This window comes from Pedobacter rhizosphaerae, assembly GCF_900111155.1.
Lineage (GTDB): Bacteria > Bacteroidota > Bacteroidia > Sphingobacteriales > Sphingobacteriaceae > Pedobacter > Pedobacter rhizosphaerae.
The window spans coordinates 150430-168585 of the sequence record NZ_FOGG01000003.1 but is presented as its reverse complement, the minus strand read 5'-3'; the positions used below and the strand labels follow the sequence as shown (position 1 = coordinate 168585).

The 18156-nt window shown below is 39.9% G+C and carries 12 protein-coding genes; 9 read left to right on the top strand and 3 right to left on the bottom strand.

Annotated elements, in window-relative coordinates; genetic code table 11:
* The first annotated feature begins 1 nt into the window (after position 1).
* The 3 genes from BMX11_RS03485 (at position 2) to BMX11_RS03475 (ending at position 3157) form a co-directional block, all read left to right on the top strand.
* A complete protein-coding gene (locus tag BMX11_RS03485) occupies positions 2–1426 on the top strand; it encodes a glycoside hydrolase family 125 protein (protein ID WP_090881479.1) in 1425 nt (474 codons plus the stop codon).
* A 344-nt stretch (positions 1427–1770) separates the two neighbouring features.
* Positions 1771–2955: a GAF domain-containing sensor histidine kinase gene (locus tag BMX11_RS03480; protein WP_245738568.1), complete on the top strand. Its 1185-nt coding sequence runs from the start codon at positions 1771–1773 to the stop codon at positions 2953–2955.
* A 10-nt stretch (positions 2956–2965) separates the two neighbouring features.
* The gene (locus tag BMX11_RS03475) at positions 2966–3157 is read left to right on the top strand and encodes a hypothetical protein (RefSeq protein WP_090881475.1); all 192 of its coding nucleotides are present in this window, start codon (positions 2966–2968) and stop codon (positions 3155–3157) included.
* Here the strand turns inward: BMX11_RS03475 and BMX11_RS03470 are convergent.
* Together BMX11_RS03470 and BMX11_RS03465 are read right to left on the bottom strand one after the other, a co-directional pair.
* Positions 3154–3510, bottom strand: a complete 357-nt coding sequence (locus BMX11_RS03470; protein ID WP_090881473.1) for a nuclear transport factor 2 family protein — start codon at positions 3508–3510, stop codon at positions 3154–3156. The genes BMX11_RS03475 and BMX11_RS03470 overlap by 4 nt on opposite strands.
* Positions 3511–4332: 822 nt before the next feature.
* On the bottom strand, positions 4333–4554 hold the full coding sequence (locus BMX11_RS03465; protein WP_090881471.1) for a CDGSH iron-sulfur domain-containing protein: 222 nt from the start codon (positions 4552–4554) through the stop codon (positions 4333–4335).
* A gap of 213 nt (positions 4555–4767) precedes the next feature.
* Here BMX11_RS03465 and BMX11_RS03460 point away from each other — a divergent pair, with 213 nt between their 5' ends.
* The 6 genes from BMX11_RS03460 to BMX11_RS03435 all read left to right on the top strand — a co-directional run bounded on the left by BMX11_RS03460 (position 4768) and on the right by BMX11_RS03435 (position 17323).
* Positions 4768–6927: a GH92 family glycosyl hydrolase gene (locus BMX11_RS03460; protein WP_245738567.1), complete on the top strand. Its 2160-nt coding sequence runs from the start codon at positions 4768–4770 to the stop codon at positions 6925–6927.
* Between the two features lie 1163 nt (positions 6928–8090).
* Positions 8091–9491, top strand: coding sequence for an alpha-L-fucosidase (locus tag BMX11_RS03455; protein WP_090881468.1), 1401 nt, complete (start codon positions 8091–8093; stop codon positions 9489–9491).
* Positions 9491–11095 (top strand): beta-N-acetylhexosaminidase, encoded by a 1605-nt coding sequence (locus BMX11_RS03450; protein WP_090881466.1) that lies wholly within the window; start codon positions 9491–9493, stop codon positions 11093–11095. The genes BMX11_RS03455 and BMX11_RS03450 overlap by 1 nt, the downstream gene beginning before the upstream one ends.
* Before the next feature lie 167 nt (positions 11096–11262).
* Positions 11263–11580: a DUF6660 family protein gene (locus BMX11_RS03445; RefSeq protein ID WP_090881464.1), complete on the top strand. Its 318-nt coding sequence runs from the start codon at positions 11263–11265 to the stop codon at positions 11578–11580.
* 189 nt (positions 11581–11769) lie between these two features.
* Positions 11770–16146: a CusA/CzcA family heavy metal efflux RND transporter gene (locus tag BMX11_RS03440; RefSeq protein WP_090881462.1), complete on the top strand. Its 4377-nt coding sequence runs from the start codon at positions 11770–11772 to the stop codon at positions 16144–16146.
* A 1-nt stretch (position 16147) separates the two neighbouring features.
* Positions 16148–17323 (top strand): efflux RND transporter periplasmic adaptor subunit, encoded by a 1176-nt coding sequence (locus BMX11_RS03435; protein ID WP_090881458.1) that lies wholly within the window; start codon positions 16148–16150, stop codon positions 17321–17323.
* A 462-nt stretch (positions 17324–17785) separates the two neighbouring features.
* Here the strand turns inward: BMX11_RS03435 and BMX11_RS24505 are convergent, their stop codons facing one another.
* Entirely contained in the window at positions 17786–17980 is a 195-nt protein-coding gene (locus tag BMX11_RS24505) for a hypothetical protein (RefSeq protein ID WP_217643798.1), read from the bottom strand.
* Positions 17981–18156: the final 176 nt, after the last annotated feature.

Genomic DNA, 18156 nt, shown 5'->3' with positions numbered 1-18156 from the left:
AATGAAAAGAAGAACATTTATCCAGAACACTGGTTTACTTGGCGCTGGTCTTGTTGCATCAAAATTTTCTTTTGCGGCAAACCTGGCTCCAGACTTTCCAGTGGTAAGGGTGGAGGCCGGTAAAAGGCATTTTAAAAGTAAGGCCGTAGATTCGGCGATTAAAACCTTTCAAGCAAAGGTAAAAAATCCTGAATTGAACTGGTTGTTTGAAAACTGCTTCCCCAATACTTTGGATACAACGGTTTACTACTCAGATAAAAATGGCCGTCCTGATACCTATGTTATTACCGGCGATATTGATGCCATGTGGTTGCGCGACAGTTCTGCCCAGGTTTGGCCATATCTTCAATTTGTAAATGAGGATGAGCCGCTTAAAAAATTAATTGCAGGGGTTATCAATCACCAAACGAAGTGTATTTTAAAAGATCCTTATGCCAATGCATTTTATAACGACCCGAATAAAGTAGGAGAGTGGAAAACAGATAAAACGGATATGCAGCCGGGTGTGCACGAGCGCAAATGGGAAATTGATTCGTTATGTTATCCCATTCGTTTAGCTTACAACTATTGGAAAAAGACAGGTGATAAATCACCGTTCGATGCAGAATGGAAAAAGGCAATTGTGGCTACCTTAGCTACGTTTAAGGCACAGCAGCGCAAGGCAGATAAAGGCCCTTACCACTTCCAGCGTGAAACGCAATTCCCTACAGATAGTTTACCCATGGCTGGTTATGGTTTTCCGGTAAATCCGGTTGGGTTAATCTGCTCGGCTTTCCGTCCGAGTGATGATGCTACCATTTTCCCTTTCCTGGTTCCTTCTAACTTTTTCGCAGTATCCAGTTTAAAACAAGCTGCAGAAATGATCAAAGCTTTACAAGGTGATAGTGCATTGGAAAGCAGTTTATTGAATTTGGCCGATGAGGTTCAAAAAGCGCTTCAGCAATATGCGGTTGTTAATCATCCGAAATATGGAAAAATCTATGCCTTTGAGGTGGATGGTTTTGGCAGTTCTTATTTAATGGATGACTCTAACGTGCCGAGCTTATTGAGCTTACCTTATCTTGGTGCCATGAGTGTTGATGACCCTATCTATCAAAATACGCGTAAATTTGCCCTTTCTCTGGATAACCCATATTTCTTTAAAGGAACAGCAGCTGAAGGTATTGGTGGACCACACGCCGGACAAGACATGATTTGGCCAATGAGTATCACCATGAGGGCTTTAACTTCTAAGGATGATGCTGAAATTAAAACCTGTATTGAAATGCTTAGAAAAACGCATGCGGGGAAAGGTTTTATGCACGAATCTTTCAATAAAGACAATCCGGACAAGTTTACCAGGGCCTGGTTTGCCTGGTCGAATACCTTATTTGGTGAGTTGCTTTGGAAAACTTACCAGGAGAAGCCTGCTTTGTTGAAAGCATAATCAGATATTTTGATGAGCCGTGGTGAAAGCCACGGCTTTTTTGTTAGCGTTTGTTTTGTGGTAATTTGCTACGGAAATACGGAATTTAAATGGGTTGTGGGTTATGTGTTGTGAGTTACGGGGCAAGGCGATTAACTTTTTACCGCTCAAATCATGTGACTTATTTTGATAGGGAATAAGCAGGTGCAAAACTTTGTCTTCCTAGTAGTCTTAGGTGGTTAAATGAGTTGATCTTCTTTGCGCAAAAAATATTACACAGTGTAAAACAACTTTAAGCTATATGCTGTTTGTTTTATTTGATTCTTAAATTTAGTAAATTGCTAACAAAATTATTCCAGACAAAGTTGTTGAATACACGAGTAGATATTAAATCTGATATAGAGACCATAAGCAGAATACCTGCTGTTGCGCATATCCTGGAAATTGTTTGTAAAACGACAGGGATGGGTTTTGCAGCTGTGGCCCGGGTAACTACTGAGAAGTGGATAGCCTGCGCTGTACGTGATGAGATTAATTTTGGCTTAGTGCCCGGTGGCGAATTAACATTGGAAACCACTATCTGTAACGAGATTAGAGAACATCGCCAGCCTGTAGTTATTGACCACGTGGCAGAAGACGAACATTTTGCCAATCACCATACACCATTAACCTATGGTTTTCAAAGTTATATTTCGATTCCGATTATCTTAAAAAACGGAGATTTCTTTGGAACACTTTGTGCCATTGACCCTAAACCCGCTAAGCTAAATAATCCAACCATTACTGGTATGTTTAAGATGTTTGCAGATCTTATTGCCTTTCATTTGGATGCTATGGAGGAGATTGCGGAATCCGAAGAGCGTTTGCAACTGGAAAAGGAGACCTCCGAATTACGGGAACAATTTATCGCAATATTGGGTCACGATTTAAAAAATCCTGTAAATGCGATATCCAATAGTTCACAATTATTGAACAGAATGGATTTGGATTACAGAGGTCAAAGGTTAGTTAATATTATTCATGATAGTGCCTTCAAAATGACGGGACTGATTGAAAACATGCTTGATTTTGCCAGTGGACGTTTGGGGGGTGGCATTTCGCTAACCAGAACGCATTATTCCAACCTGGATACTATTCTAGATCAGGTAATTTCGGAAATGCAAATCATCTCTCCAGAGCGGAGGTTAATGGCCAATTATGATTTTAAGCATCCCATTTACGCAGATGGTAAACGCATAGCGCAACTTTTTGGCAATTTACTTGCTAACGCAGTTAAATATAGTCCGGCAGAGGCATTGATCGAAATTGTGGCTGATAGTGATCATAATGGTTTCGTATTGAGGGTTTCCAATCCTGGAAAGCCTATACCTGAAGAGGTTATTGAACGATTATTTCAGCCATTTTCCAGAGGAGAAGTTTCGCCAGACCAAAAAGGGCTTGGCTTAGGTTTATATATCTCTTTTGAAATTGCCAAAGCACATGGAGGTACATTAAGTGTTTCATCTTGCGAGGAGCAAACATGTTTCACCCTTAATATACCTGCTCAATAAATTTAAAATTATGTTTAATCAAGATACACCAACATCTACACTTTTATCCTTAAAAATTGGCGATAGTGCTGAATTTGACAATGGAATTTCGGGTATACTGGAAGATATATTGATCCAGGAAACAGACCAATATCTGGATTTCATTTTTACGCTGACCACTGGGGAGGAAATCCAGATCAAAAAAATGCGGCAAGTGTGCTAGGTTAAAAGCGGCCTCGGGTCAAAAACAACCTGAAAGGATTTTATTTTTTCATCCTCAAGTTTATACCATCCGCAAGAAAGTATATTATTGTTTTCCATCATAATATTATACCAAAGGCATACCTCGTTATTGTCGACAAAGATCTTTTGGATATCGTACTTTAGCTTCATCTTTTGCATATCAGAAATGTACTTCTCTGCACCATTTCGCTCTCCCATAACGCCTTTAAAGCTCATGTCGTCATGTAACTGCATTCTGGCTAAATCAAAATCTTCAGCATTTAAGGCCTGAATAAAACTTAACACCACAGCTTTTGAATTGTGTGTGGTAACTAATTGGTTTTCTGTTTTCATAGCTACTGTTTATGGTTTAACCTTATAAAAATAGGATTGTTTTGTGTAATAGTATCAAGATTTTAGTATCAAGTAGCAAGATAGGGGACAAATTGTGTTATGGGTTGCGAGTTGTGGGTTATGGGGCTGGGAGCAAAAACCTACATCAATATAAGGTAGTCTATCTTTTGTGAGCTCTGTGGTTGAGAAGTTGTAAGTAGTACGTTTTAAGTTATAAGTTTGGGTGTGTGACCAACTTCTTACGGCACTTATTTTGAACCATATAAGCCATGTAAGAAAAATATAAGCCCAGCTCTGCGTGCTTTGTGCCTTTTCTTGGTGAGCTCTGTGGTTGAGAAGTTGTAAGTAGTACGTTTTAAGTTTTAAGTTTGGGTGTGTGAACTAACGTATCACCACATTAGGAATCTTAAATCGCGCAGCATATTTTGAACCATTTAAGCCATGTAAGAAAAATATAAGCCCAGCTCTGTGTGCTTTGTGCCTTATCTTGGCGTACTCTGTGGTTGAGAAGTTGTAAGTAGTACGTTTTAAGTTTTAAGTTTTTGAACCATATGAGCCATGTAAGAAAAATATAAGTCTATCTCTGCGTGCTCTGTGCCTTATCTTGGCGTACTTTGCGGTTAATTGTGTTGCGTGTTATGTATTACGGGGCTGGGAGCCAAAACCACCCCGCCACGACACGGGCTTTCGCAGCCCCTCCTTGAAAAGTAGGGGAGTTGGGATCTCTTAGGTGCCTAAGGTGGTTAAATGCGTTGAGGGTTATGCGTTTGTTAAATTGCAGGCCCTATTTTTCATACAACCTGCAATTCACATCAATCCTATTTAAACTTTTTTTGGAGGAAGATCAAAAGCTACTGCTTCATGTTCGAAGTGTCCATTGTGTGCGCCGTCACAAAAAGGCTTATTTTTAGATAACCCGCATCTGCAGATAGATACAACAGTTCTACCTTGCAAGCCATATTCATTTCCGCTTCTATCTACGATTTCAAAATCGCCTTCAATTTTTACAGAACCATTGTTGTTAATGGTAAGTTTTGTTGCCATATAATATTGTTAGTTTGGGGCAAAGCTAAGAGAATAACAGTGCGCAGAAGAATCTGTTTCCAGTTTAGAAAGATTCCTTTTTAGCATCACCATTTGGACATTCGGCACCTCTATTTATGAGATTGCCCAATCTAAAATTTCGGCTACAATTCAAAATGTATAGCTGCATGGATTCAAATTTTATATATTTGATTTACACACTAAATCGATTTAATGATGACTAACCAAATCAAACCTGTAATTTTCATTCTATTTGTCTTACTCTTTGGTGGAAGTGTTGGCAAAAGCCAGACCAAGGCTGTTTACACCAAATATGTTAATCCCTTTGTAGGAACCGCGCCCTTAACTGATCCTAAAATTTTGGGATATGAGTTGCCCCAAGGCTGGCGATCATGGGCTGGGCTAACCTTTCCGGGAAGTTCTTTGCCGAATGCCATGGTACAGTTGAGCCCGATTACCGAATATGGATCAGGGGCCGGGTACGAATATGAAGACGATACAATTTATGGCTTTACCCATACCAATAAAGGACATTGGAACTTGTGCAATATTCCTATACTTCCACTTTCTAACCCGAAAGGAAAGTTTGGTTCTAAATTTTCTCATCAAAAGGAAAGTGCTTCACCTGGTTTTTATCAGGTATATCTTGAAGACTACCAGGTGAATGTTAAGTTGACTTCTACTTTAAGGAGTGGCTATCATCAGTATACCTATAAAGACAATAACAATAGACAAATTTTGTTCGATTTAGCAAAGGCTAATAACAGGGTGAATTCATGGAGTATTGAGCAGGTAGGAGATCATGCTGTGCAAGGTGTTCAAAATGTAGGGGAGAAAATATATTTCTATGCGGAACTCAACACAGCAATTGCCAAACTGGAACAAAAAGAGGGGGAGAAAAGAGAAGGTTTTGCGATTCTACATCTACAAAATGGGCACAAAGGTCCTGTTGAACTCAAGATCGGGCTATCGTTTGTGAGTATGAAAAACGCAAAAGAAAACCTAGAAAAAGAGATTGGAAATAAAACTTTTGGTCAAATTCATCATGAGGCTGTACAACAGTGGGAAAACTTACTTTCAGCCATACAGGTAAAGGGTGGAACGGCGAAACAAAAAGGGATGCTTTATTCCTGCCTCTACCGGTCTTTTTTATGGCCCGCGCTGCGCAGTGATGTTAATGGTGAATATACTGATGCCAAAAGAAATGTATCAAAGGCAAACTTCAATTATTACACAGAGCCGTCGCTTTGGGATACCTATCGTAACAAAGATGTACTTTTAGGCCTCATCACCCCTGAAGTTACGCTGGATGTAATTAAATCTATGAAAGATGTAGGCGATAAGACTGGTTTTATCCCAACATTTTTTCATGGTGATCATGGGGCTTCTTCTATTGCCGGGGCTTATTTAAGAGGAATAGATAATTTTGATATTCAGGGCACTTATAAAATCCTGTTGAGAAATGCGAATGTAGATGGAGGTGCACGTCCTTTCATAAAAGAATACATTGAGAAGGGGTATATTTCTGATCCTGATGTAAAAAATCCACATGTGGAAACGAAAGCCAAAGCAGGCGTGTCTAAAACTTTAGAATATGCTTATGATGATTATTCGCTTGCTCAAATTGCCAAAAAATTAGGTGATAGCGCAAATTATCGCATTTTAATGGCCAGATCCAAGAATTATAAAAATGTTTTCGACACTGGCACGAGGTTCATGAGGGGAAGATTAGAGAATGGCGAATGGATTAAGCCCTTCAATCCGGAATATCCATATTATGAATACATGTATAGGGAAGCCAATGCCTGGCAGGTTTCGTTTTATGCTCCGCATGATATGAAAGGCTTAATCGATTTGTATGGCGGGTCGGCAGGTTTTGAATCTAAGCTGGATTCGCTCTTTACACTACCCTGGAATCCGAAATATATTGCCAGAAATGTAGAAACCATGATTGGACAGTATTGCCAGGGAAATCAACCTGATCATGAAGCTCCATTTGCCTACACCTTTATCGGTAAGCCAGAAAAAACGCAAATGGTAATAGATAATATTCTGAATAACTTATATGGGATAGGAAATGAAGGTATTGCCCTTTCTGGGATGGATGACGCAGGAGAAATGTCGGCCTGGTATGTATTCAGTGCTTTGGGATTGTATCCTTTTTCTGCTTCTGATCCGGAGTATATTGTTACGGCACCACTCTTTGATGAGGTGAAATGGAGAACAAGTAACGGAAAATGGATCACGATTAGTAAACCTAATAAAGGTAGGGGTATCAATAAGATCAAAGTAGATGGCCAGGTTAATGAGGGGTATTTCGTTCCGCATTCACTATTTAAGGATGGTGGGAAAGTGGAAGTTTTGACCCGATAAGATTTACAGTAATGTGCTTCAGGTTGGAGTTTTTATGTTAGTATCAAGTATCGAGTATCAAGTATCGAGTATTGAGATGGGGAATTCGATTTTTTTTAAACATTAAGAAGTTAAGGGAAGTTAAGATGGTTTGTATTACGAAGATTGATTTGTACTAGGCAGTTTGCAGGCGGCAATTAAGCAATTAAACAGTTTAGCAATTAAACATTTTTTTCCAACTACCTAAGGCACCTAGGCATGTTTGGCGATTTGGTATGCACCCTGACTTCGGACCCCGGACACCCGACCCCTGACTTTTTATATTAGTATCAAGAATCAAGTATCAAGTATCGAGATGGGTAATTCGATTTCTTTCAAACATTAAGAAGTTAAGATTGGTATTTGAAATAAATGTACGGCCATAGTTAGAGATCCTTAGTAGTTTAATATGGGCAGTTAAGCAATTAAACAGTTCAACAATTAAACATTTTTTTCCAACCACCTAAGGCACCTAGGCATGTTCGGCGGTTTGGTATGTACCCTGGCTTCGGACCCCGGACACCCGACCCCTGACTTTTTTAAGTATCAAGTATTGAGATGGGCAATTCGATTTTTTTCAAACATTAAGAAGTTAAGGGAAGTTAAGACTGGTATTTGGAATAGATGTGCGGCCATAGTTAGAGATCCTTAGTAGTTTAATATGGGGCAGTTAAGCACTTAAATAGTTTAACAATTAAACATTTTTTTCCAACCACCTAAGGCACCTAAGCATGTTCGGCGATTTGGTATGGAGTTCAGTTAAGCAATTAAACAGTTCAACAATTAAGCAATTTAGTTTCTTGAGCTTTAAGTCACCTGGGCCGTCAGGTTATTCAGCGATTTTGGCTATTTATTCATCCAAATAATAAAACAAACGTTTGTCTATATTTTTCGAAATAGAATTGGGTTATTGTAATGTAACTTAGGTTATTCAATACCTAACCAAGCTATGCATCAAACTTCTGAACACATAAGTTTTCCTTTTTGCAGGGAGATCATTTTATATAAACGGGAAAGACATAAAGTTTACGATTTTCCCCCATTTCTTTTTCATTATCACCCCCTAGGTAGTATCCGATCTCCTTACTTTTGAAGAGATAAGGAGTGATTTTTTCTTCAATCAACCAACCACATAATCAACACACATGTTTTTAAAAAGACCTATTTTACTTTTATTAATTTTAACCCTGTTTACGGGGGTTAGCCTACGGGCCCAGATTGCTACCAGTCCGGATATGACCTGGTTCAAGGATGCTAAATTTGGATTGTTTTTACACTGGGGGCTATATGCGCAAACGGCAGGCGACTGGAACGGCCATCCCTACAAGGGGAATGAGCGTTTTATGCTTTATGAGCGTATCCCGGTGAAAACTTACGCTAAAATAGCCGATCAGTTTAATCCTTCTCAATTCAATGCAGATACCTGGGTGAAACAGGCGAAAACGGCGGGGATGAAGTATATTGTTTACACCTCTAAGCATCATGATGGTTTTGCGATGTACAATTCGAAGGTAAGTGATTATAATATTTATAAGCTTACCCCTTTTAAAAGGGATCCTTTGGCAGAGTTAGCTAAGGCTTGCAAAAAATATGACATCAAACTTTGCTTATATTATTCTTTAGGAAGAGATTGGGAAGACCCGGATGTGCCTACTAATTGGCCTGTAAAGGCGGGGAGGAGCAATACCTGGGATTTCCCCAATGAGGATGCCAAGGTATTTAACAAGTATTTCGAGCGGAAGGTAAAGCCACAAGTTACCGAGCTCCTAAAAAACTACGGACCAATTGCAGTGATGTGGTTTGATACGCCAGAGTTAATTAGTAAAAAGGAAAGCGCTGAATTAAGAGGTTTGATTAGCAGCCTGCAACCCAAGTGTTTAGTGAACAGCAGGATTGGAAATGGTTATGGTGATTTTGGAATTTCAGAGCAGAGCCTTGGTGCAGCCTCGAAAAATAGCTGGGAGGCTTGTATTACTATTGGTAGGCAATGGGGATATAACAGACATGACAGTACCTGGAAGTCTCCGGAACTATTGGTTCGAAACCTCATTAATGTAGTAGCCAATAACGGAAATTTATTACTCAATGTTGGTCCAATGGGTAATGGTAACTTTCCGAATTGGGCAATAGCGAGATTGGATTCTATTGGTGATTGGATGAAGGTAAACGGCGAGGCAATTACAGGAACACGTCCATACCGGATTGCTTCTGAAGGAAATGAGTTAGAGTCTGCTTCAATCAGTAAGAAAGATGAAAACAGCAAAATGAAAGATGCAATTTATGACGGCACACCTAAATCTCGCGAAGCAGATCTCTTTTTTACAACGAAAGATAATTATGTATACGTATTGTTAAGGAGCTGGAGCAGAAAGGATTTCGACATCAAAAGTTTAAAAGGGGTTGATGTTGCATCTGTACAATTATTAGGAACAAAGAAAAAGGTGGGTTGGAAAACAACAGCAACCGGACTTACCGTATCCTTGCCAGATGATTATGCCTTGATAAATAAAGTGCCAGTTTATACCTTAAAAGTGAAAATGAAGTAATGAGAAACATCTTATTAATTTGCCTATTGCTGTGGGGTAAAATTTTAACTGCACAAGAACTACCAGCCATAGTTCCTTATCCTCAGGAATTGAAGATTAATGAGGGACATTTTGAACTCAACCGTTACGCTACAGTATACACTAATGATCACCTTACCCAAGAAGCTAACTATTTGCGCCAATCGTTATTTGAGCTATCCGGCATCAATTATTTGGCGGGAACTGACAATAAGGCGTCCATAGTATTGATCTTAAAAAAGGGCAAAAAGGCGACATCAGATGAAGGCTATCATTTAACAATTAGTTCAACACAGGTTGTTATTGAAGGAGCTACTGCTAACGGGGTTTTTAATGGGATTCAAACCTTACTTCAATTGCTAAAGGGAAGCAAGGGGAATAAAACAAAAGTGGCCTTGCAAGCGCTGGAAATTAAGGATGAACCGCTTTATGCCTGGAGAGGTTTTATGCTAGACGAGTCGCGACATTTTTTTGGTAAAGAAAAGGTAAAATCCCTTTTAAACTGGATGGCCCTTTACAAACTGAATCAGTTTCACTGGCACTTAACCGATGAACCAGCATGGCGGTTGGAGGTTAGGAAATATCCGAAATTAATCTTAATAGGGGGGATTGGAAATTACACGGACGCAAACCAGCCCGCACAATACTACAGCCAGGAAGATGTAAAAGAAATTATCGCTTACGCAGCAGCTCGTTTCATAACGGTTATTCCCGAAATTGATATGCCGGGGCATGCTACAGCCGCGAATATGGCTTATCCCGCTTATTCTGGAGGAGGATCCAAAGATCACCCTGAATTTACCTTTAACCCGGGTTATGAAAAAACCTATCAATATTTAACTGATATATTAAATGAGACCCAATTGCTGTTTCCTTCCAATATGATTCATTTAGGTGGAGATGAAGTGAGTTTTGGCAATGAGAAATGGAAAACAGATACTGCAATTACCGCTTTGAAGCGGAGAGTTGGTTTAGCTTCGGATTTAGCCGTAGAAAAATATTTTATGAAACGCATGGCAGATTCGGTATTTGCGATGAAAAGCAAAGTGCTGGCCTGGGATGAAATGGTTGATGCAGGTTTGCCAGTTGATAAAACCATTATTTTCTGGTGGAGGCATGACAAGCCCGAGCAGTTAAATCAGGCCTTAGCCAAAGGTTATCAAACAGTTCTTTGTCCGAGGTTACCCCTTTATTTCGACTTTATACAGGATGCCAATCACCAATATGGCAGGAAATGGGGAGGGAAAGTCAATGATTTACTTTCCGTTTACCATTTCGACGTTAGTAAATCCTTGAAGAATAATGAGGATAAGAAGCATATCCTTGGTATTCAGGCTAATCTGTGGACAGAAACCGCTCAGAACGAGCAGAGGTTAGACTATTTAGTGTTTCCGCGTATTGCGTCCCTTGCAGAAGCTGCCTGGTCGCTACCAGTAAAAAGAAATGATCAGGAATTTTTAAGCCGTTTGAGAACACATCTTAAATGGTATAGGGACGCAGGATTAAATTTTTATAATCCAGATGAACCGATGAAAACTCCTGAGCCTGCCAGTAGAAGGAAAGTATCGCAAAATATTATAGACTGATTTTTTTAGTATCAAGTATCGAGTATCTAGTATCAAGTATCTAGTATCGAGTATATAGTATCGAGATTTAAGTATCAAGTATCAAGATGAGGACAATAAAAGAGCAGGAATTGATACTTGATACTCATTCCTTGCTGGTATAGAGATAATGATTATATTTGCTTGCAATGAAGCACATTATCCTCCTTTTTTCATTTTACCTGATTCTTCTGGGCATTGTGCCTTGTCAGGATAAGGAGGATATGGTTTCTATTCAGCAATACACTGCCAGTATCCAGACTGAGCATGCTGATGCCAATCATTTCCATGAAGAATCTTGTCCTCCATTTTGTAGTTGCGCCTGTTGCTCTGTGGGACAGTACTTTCCCGTAGAAAACACTACTGTATCAATAGTGGCAGTTGTTCAAAAACCATATCCAGGGTTTCGTTTATCTGACTTGAAGCGTCAGCCTACCAACATTTGGCAACCGCCAAAACTAGTTTAATCATTTTTGGTCTTGGTTTCACCAAGTATTTCAGTACATGCCATAAGGTATGCTACTAAGTTAAGCAATCAGCATTTTCAGGTTGAGCTTTTCGAAGACCTTTAATAACTTAATAGCATTGATTAGCGTGTTGCCGCTAGCTTATGCAGTATTGCGGTTATTTTTTAAATGATTCATTTTTATTAGAATATGTTAAACAGCATAATTGAATTTTCTATTAAGCAGAAATTGCTTGTGGGGATAATGATATTGGCTTTAATTGGTTGGGGAGCTTATTCGCTCCATCAGTTGCCAATAGATGCCCTTCCGGATATAACAAATAATCAGGTTCAGATTATTACCAGTTCGCCGAGTAATGGCGCAGAGGATATTGAGCGTTTCGTGACTTTCCCTGTTGAACAAACCATGGCTACCATCCCCGGGATTGAAGAAGTTCGATCTTTCAGCAGATTTGGGCTCTCGGTGGTGACGGTTGTTTTTAAGGAAGAGGTAGAAATTTATTGGGCGCGGCAGCAGGTAACAGAACGCCTTGCAGAAGTGGGACGGAGTATTCCGAAGGGAATTGGCGTACCTGAAATAGCACCCTTAACAACAGGTTTGGGTGAGATTTACCAATATGTAATCCATCCGAAAAAGGGGTACGAAAAAAAATACGATGCAACAGCTCTACGCTCCATTCAGGATTGGATTGTTAGGCGACAGCTTTTAGGGGTAGAGGGCATTGCAGATGTAAGTAGTTTTGGAGGCTATCTGAAGCAATATGAGATCGCGATTAATCCAGATAAACTGCGAAGCATGAATATTTCCATTCGTGATATTTTTACTGCTTTAGAAAAGAATAATCAAAATACGGGTGGAGCTTATATCGATAAGAAACCCAATGCTTATTTTATCAGAACCGAAGGCTTGATAAAGGGAATACCAGATATAGAGAACATTGTAGTGAGGACAAATGAAAGTAGCATTCCGGTTTTGATCCGCAATGTGGCAACGGTTAGAATTGGTGCGGCTACAAGATATGGAGCTATGACCCGAAATGATGATGGAGAAGTTGTGGGTGCGGTAGTGATGATGTTGAAGGGGGCTAATTCATCAAAAGTAATTGCCAATGTAAAGGAGCGGATGGAGCAGATTGCTAAAAGTTTGCCTGAGGGTATTGTGATTGAACCTTTCCTTGACCGGACAAAACTGGTGAATAATGCCATAGGTACGGTAACCAAAAATCTGGCTGAAGGGGCGCTCATTGTGATCTTCGTTTTGGTGCTGTTATTGGGCAATTTTAGGGCGGGACTTATCGTGGCATCAGTTATTCCTTTGGCCATGTTGTTTGCCGTTTGCCTGATGAATTTATTTGGTGTGAGTGGAAACCTGATGAGCTTAGGAGCTATAGATTTCGGATTGATAGTAGATGGAGCGGTCATTATTGTAGAGGCCTCGCTTCATCACCTGGGGCTTCGGAAAAGCAAAATCCGGATGACTCAGCAAGAAATGGATGCAGAAATTTTAGCTTCTGCTTCTAAAATCCGGAATAGCGCTGCCTTTGGAGAAATTATCATCCTCATTGTTTATCTACCCATTTTAGCCTTGGTGGGCATTGAAGGAAAGATGTTTAGACCAATGGCGCAAACGGTAGGTTTTGCCATTTTAGGGGCTTTTATTCTCTCTTTAACCTACGTGCCGATGATGAGTGCTTTGTTTTTAAATAAAACCATCAGTAGCAGGAAAAATATTTCAGATAAGATTATGGCCTTTTTTCAGCGGTTATACCAGCCGATGTTAAGTTTTGCACTGAAGGCGAGGGTTTTAGTCGTAGCCGTAGCGCTTGGATTATTCGTTTGTTGTTTGGTTATTTTCAAATATTTGGGTTCAGAGTTTATCCCGACCTTAGAAGAAGGAGATTTTGCCGTGGAAACAAGAGTATTAACCGGCAGCAGTTTATCTCAAACCATTGAAGCTGCAACACGTGCAGCAAAGGTACTTAAAGATCATTTTCCTGAAGTGAAGGAGGTTATTGGCAAGATTGGCTCATCGGAAATTCCCACTGATCCCATGCCTGTGGAAGCCTGTGATCTGATGATTATTTTAAAAGATAAAGCTGAATGGACGAGTACTTCAGATCGGGATGAGCTGGCAGAAAAGATGCAGCAGAAATTGGAACAATACATTCCGGGCGTAACTTTTGGCTTTCAACAACCCATTCAAATGCGTTTTAATGAGCTGATGACAGGGGCCAGACAAGATGTAGTGGTTAAGGTTTATGGAGAGGATTTTAACAAGTTAAGCAACTACGCAAATAAGATCGGTAGCATCGCCAGAAAAACTGAAGGGGCAGAAGACATTTATGTAGAGCAGGTTTCGGGGCTTCCACAGGTAATTATTAAGTTCCATCGGGATAAGATTGCGCAATTTGGATTAAATATCGAAGATATTAATACGGCTATCCGCGCTGGTTTTGCTGGTGAAGTTGCGGGATTGGTTTTTGAGGGTGAAAAACGTTTTGATTTAGTTATTCGATTGGAAAAAGAAAACAGACAGTCGATAGAAGATGTTAAAAATCTCTTTGTAACGGCCCCCAATGGAAACCAGATTCCTTTAGAACAGCTCGCCGATATTGATTATAAGGAAGGCCCTAACCAGATTCAAAGAGATGATGCGAAACGCAGAATTACTGTTGGCTTTAATGTTAGGGGGAGAGATGTAGAAAGTATTGTGAAAGAGATTCAGCAAAAGGTGAATGCCGAAATCAATTACGACCCGGGCTATTACAATACCTATGGCGGAACATTCGAAAACCTGGAAGCGGCTAATAAAAGACTTGGAATTGCCGTACCATTGGCTTTGTTGTTGATTCTGCTCCTGCTTTACCTTACTTTCTCATCCATAAAGCATGCCTTATTGATATTTACGGCCATTCCTTTGTCGGCCATTGGAGGAGTTTTAGCCCTTTGGGCCAGAGGAATGCCTTTTAGTATTTCGGCAGGGATAGGCTTTATAGCCCTTTTCGGCGTAGCCGTGCTCAACGGTATTGTATTGATTAGTGAGTTTAACCGCTTAAAAAAAGAAGGAATGAAAGATATTCTGGTGATTATTAAAACAGGCACTGCGGTGAGGTTGCGACCTGTAATTATGACTGCTCTTGTGGCTTCACTGGGCTTTCTACCCATGGCTATTTCCTCTGGAAGTGGTGCTGAAGTGCAGCGGCCATTGGCTACAGTAGTAATTGGAGGCTTATTATCTGCCACACTACTTACCTTATTGGTGTTGCCCGTATTGTATATATGGGTAGAGAAGGGGATTTGGAAAAAAATCAGGGTTAAACCTGTGATGGGGCCGCTGGTAATCATTCCATTCTTCTTGCTCTCTACGGCATATGGTCAAACGAAATCCATAACGCTGGAACAAGCCATAAGTTCAGCATTGCAGCAAAATAAGGCAATCAGCGGTGCACAATTAAATATTACTTTGCAGGAAGAGCTTCGTAAAGGTTCTTTTGAACTGCCCAAAACAGATGTTGGATTGCTGTATGGCCAGTACAATAGTTTGGTGAAAAACGACAACAATTTTACGGTTAGCCAGACCCTTCCTTTTCCAACCTTATTTTCCGCCAACTCGGCCTTGGGTAACGAAAGGGTGAAAGCAAGCGAGTATAAAATGGCTTCTACCAAAAATGAACTGGTTTACCAAGTGAAATCTGTTTATACGCATTTACAGTACCTGTATACTAAAGAAAAGCTTCTAAATGAACAAGATATTATTTATAAAGGCTTTCTTAAATCTGCTTCTATGAAGTATAAAACAGGTGAAGGGACCTTATTAGAAAAAGTTACCGCAGAGACGCAGTTGAAAGAGGTGCAAAACCTGTTGGAACAAAATCACCTGGATATCGCAATTTATCAAAGTCAGCTTCAGTACTTGGTTAACAGCAAGGAAGAATTAATACTTGAAGATCAATATTTAAAGGAAAAATCAATCCCGCTGGAAGCCGACAGTTCTTTAATTCATGGTAACCCCGAACTTGCTTACCTTAAACAACAGGTTGTGGTTGCGGCCAAACAAAGAAAAGTAGAACAGGCTAAGGCATTGCCAGATATTACTGTAGGCTATTTTAACCAATCCCTAAGCGGTTTTCAGACTGTAAACGGATCGGAAGTTTATTTCGGTAATGATAAGCGTTTTCAGGGCTTTCAATTAGGCTTATCAATCCCATTGTTTTATAAAGCTTATGCCAGTAAAGCGAAAGCTGCAAATATAAACAAAGAAATCGCTGGAAATGAGTTGACACTCAGGCAGCAGCAGTTTAAGAGCCAATATCAGCAAAGCCTAAACGAATACTTAAAGAATAAGGAGCGCTATGCTTATTTTAAAGATTCTGCCGGGAGTAATGCCGCCTTAATTTTAAAAAACAGCCGTTTGGCTTACCAAAATGGAGAGATCGGTTATTCAGAATATCTGCTGAACTTAAAACAGGCCAATTCTATTTTTGAGGGGCGTTTATTGGCACTTCTCCAGTTGAATCAAAGTATCAATCAAATCGAATTTTTAACCGGTAAAATCTCATCATTATAATATGAAATCGATCTATCATCTTATTTATTTTCTCCTGATTTCTACTGTTAGTTTAACAGCCTGTACAGAGCCGAAAAAGGAAAAAGAACCGGAGCAGGAGGAGGCTCATGCGGAAAGCGATCTCGTAACTCTTACGCCCGAGCAGCAACAAGTAATCGGTATTACCTTAGGCTACATAGCACAAAAGGAACTTAGTGGTACTACTAAGGTAAATGGTATGCTTGATCTTCCGCCTCAAAGTCTGGTATCTGTATCTACCCCTTTGGAAGGTATTGTGAAAAGTACGGATATGCTTCAGGGAATGCGGGTAAAAAAGGGCGCTTTGGTTGCTGTAATGCAGAATCCGGAGTTTATACAAATGCAACAGGATTACCTGGATTATAAAAGTCAGCTGCAGTATTTAAAACAGGAACTAGACCGGCAGGAAGAACTGGCAAAAGAAAATGTAAACTCTAAAAAGGCTCTGCAAAAGGCCAGAAGCGAGTACCAGAGTGTAAGCGCCAGGCTTTTGGGGCAGCGAACCAAGCTTTCTTTGCTAAACATTAATTTCAAAGCTTTGGAGGCAGGTCAGATTTTGAAAACCTTTAATCTTTATGCGCCAATTGGCGGATATGTTACGCAGGTAAACACCAACATTGGAGCCTTTGCCAGCACTACAGATTTACTTTTTAAGATAGCAGATACCGAGCACCTACATGCAGAGTTAACGGTGTTTGAAAAAGATGTGCCGAAGCTCAAAATTGGTCAGAAGGTACGCTTTACTTTAGCTAATGAAGAAAAAGAACGCCTGGCTACCGTGTACCTGATTGGGCGGGAAATCAGCAAAGAAAGAACGGTTCAGATTCACTGTCATTTAGATCAGGAGGATACGCAACTGCTGCCTGGTATGTACCTTAAGGCTTATGTAGAGAGCGGTATGAATAGGGTTGATGCACTTCCTGATGAGGCGATTGTAGAATTTGAGGGCAAGAAATACGTGTTTGTGGCAGAAAAAAATCCTGAGCGAAAAGTGGCTGAACATCAGTATAAAATGACAGAGGTAAAAACCGGCATAGCAGAGAATGGCTATACTCAAATCTCTTTTCTGAGGCCAGAACAGGATCATCAGGTGGTGATTAAGGGTACTTATGATCTTTTAAGCAAGGTGAAGAATGAAGAGGAGGAGCATGGGCATTGATGTAAGATTTTTAATGTAAGATGGATTGATGTAAGATGGACTGATTAGCGAGGTGGCCTTTCCATTATGCCATTTTGTGTTTCATAAGTTAAGACTTTAATGTAAGATGGGTTGATGTAAGATGGACTGAATAGCGGGGTGGCCTTTCTATTATACCATTTTGTGTTTCATAATTTAAGATTTTAATGTAAGATGGGTTGATGTAAGATGGACTGAATAGCAGGGTGGCCTTTCTATTATACCATTTTGTGTTTCATAATTTAAGATTTTAATGTAAGATGGATTGATGTAAGATGGACTGGATAGCGTGGTGGCCTTTCCATTATACCATTTTACATTTTTTGATGCAAGATGGATTTGATGGCGCGGTGGTCTTTCCATTTTCCATTTTACCATTTTACATTTTTTGATGCAAGATGGACTGGGTAGCGCGGTCGCCTTTCCATTTTCCATTATACCATTTTACATTTTTTGATGCAAGACGGACTGGATAGTGCGGTCGCCTTTCCATTTCCCATTATACCATTTTCCATTTTTTGGATGCAAGAGGGATTGGGTAGCGCGGTCGCCTTTCCATTTTCCATTATACCATTTTCCATCATACCATTTTACATTTTTTGATGCAAGATGGATTGGATAGCGCGGTCGCCTTTCCATTTTCCATTATACCATTTTCCATCATACCATTTTACATTTTTTGATGCAAGACGGACTGGATAGCGGGGTGGCCTACCCATTTTCCATCATACTATTTTACATTTTTAAAGCGTACAATCTTTATGTTTTTATTTGTAGTTTTAGTAATACTTACTTGAGTCTCGATGTTTACGCGA

What these genes read in the sequence shown, in the direction of transcription:
- BMX11_RS03485 (WP_090881479.1), top strand. Translation starts at nt 2, where the DNA reads ATGAAAAGAAGAACATTTATCCAGAACACTGGTTTACTTGGCGCTGGT.
- BMX11_RS03475 (WP_090881475.1), top strand. Translation starts at nt 2,966, where the DNA reads ATGTTTAATCAAGATACACCAACATCTACACTTTTATCCTTAAAAATT.
- BMX11_RS03470 (WP_090881473.1), bottom strand. Translation starts at nt 3,510, where the DNA reads ATGAAAACAGAAAACCAATTAGTTACCACACACAATTCAAAAGCTGTG.
- BMX11_RS03465 (WP_090881471.1), bottom strand. Translation starts at nt 4,554, where the DNA reads ATGGCAACAAAACTTACCATTAACAACAATGGTTCTGTAAAAATTGAA.
- BMX11_RS03460 (WP_245738567.1), top strand. Translation starts at nt 4,768, where the DNA reads ATGATGACTAACCAAATCAAACCTGTAATTTTCATTCTATTTGTCTTA.
- BMX11_RS03455 (WP_090881468.1), top strand. Translation starts at nt 8,091, where the DNA reads ATGTTTTTAAAAAGACCTATTTTACTTTTATTAATTTTAACCCTGTTT.
- BMX11_RS03450 (WP_090881466.1), top strand. Translation starts at nt 9,491, where the DNA reads ATGAGAAACATCTTATTAATTTGCCTATTGCTGTGGGGTAAAATTTTA.
- BMX11_RS03445 (WP_090881464.1), top strand. Translation starts at nt 11,263, where the DNA reads ATGAAGCACATTATCCTCCTTTTTTCATTTTACCTGATTCTTCTGGGC.
- BMX11_RS03440 (WP_090881462.1), top strand. Translation starts at nt 11,770, where the DNA reads ATGTTAAACAGCATAATTGAATTTTCTATTAAGCAGAAATTGCTTGTG.
- BMX11_RS03435 (WP_090881458.1), top strand. Translation starts at nt 16,148, where the DNA reads ATGAAATCGATCTATCATCTTATTTATTTTCTCCTGATTTCTACTGTT.
- BMX11_RS24505 (WP_217643798.1), bottom strand. Translation starts at nt 17,980, where the DNA reads ATGGAAAGGCGACCGCGCTATCCAATCCATCTTGCATCAAAAAATGTA.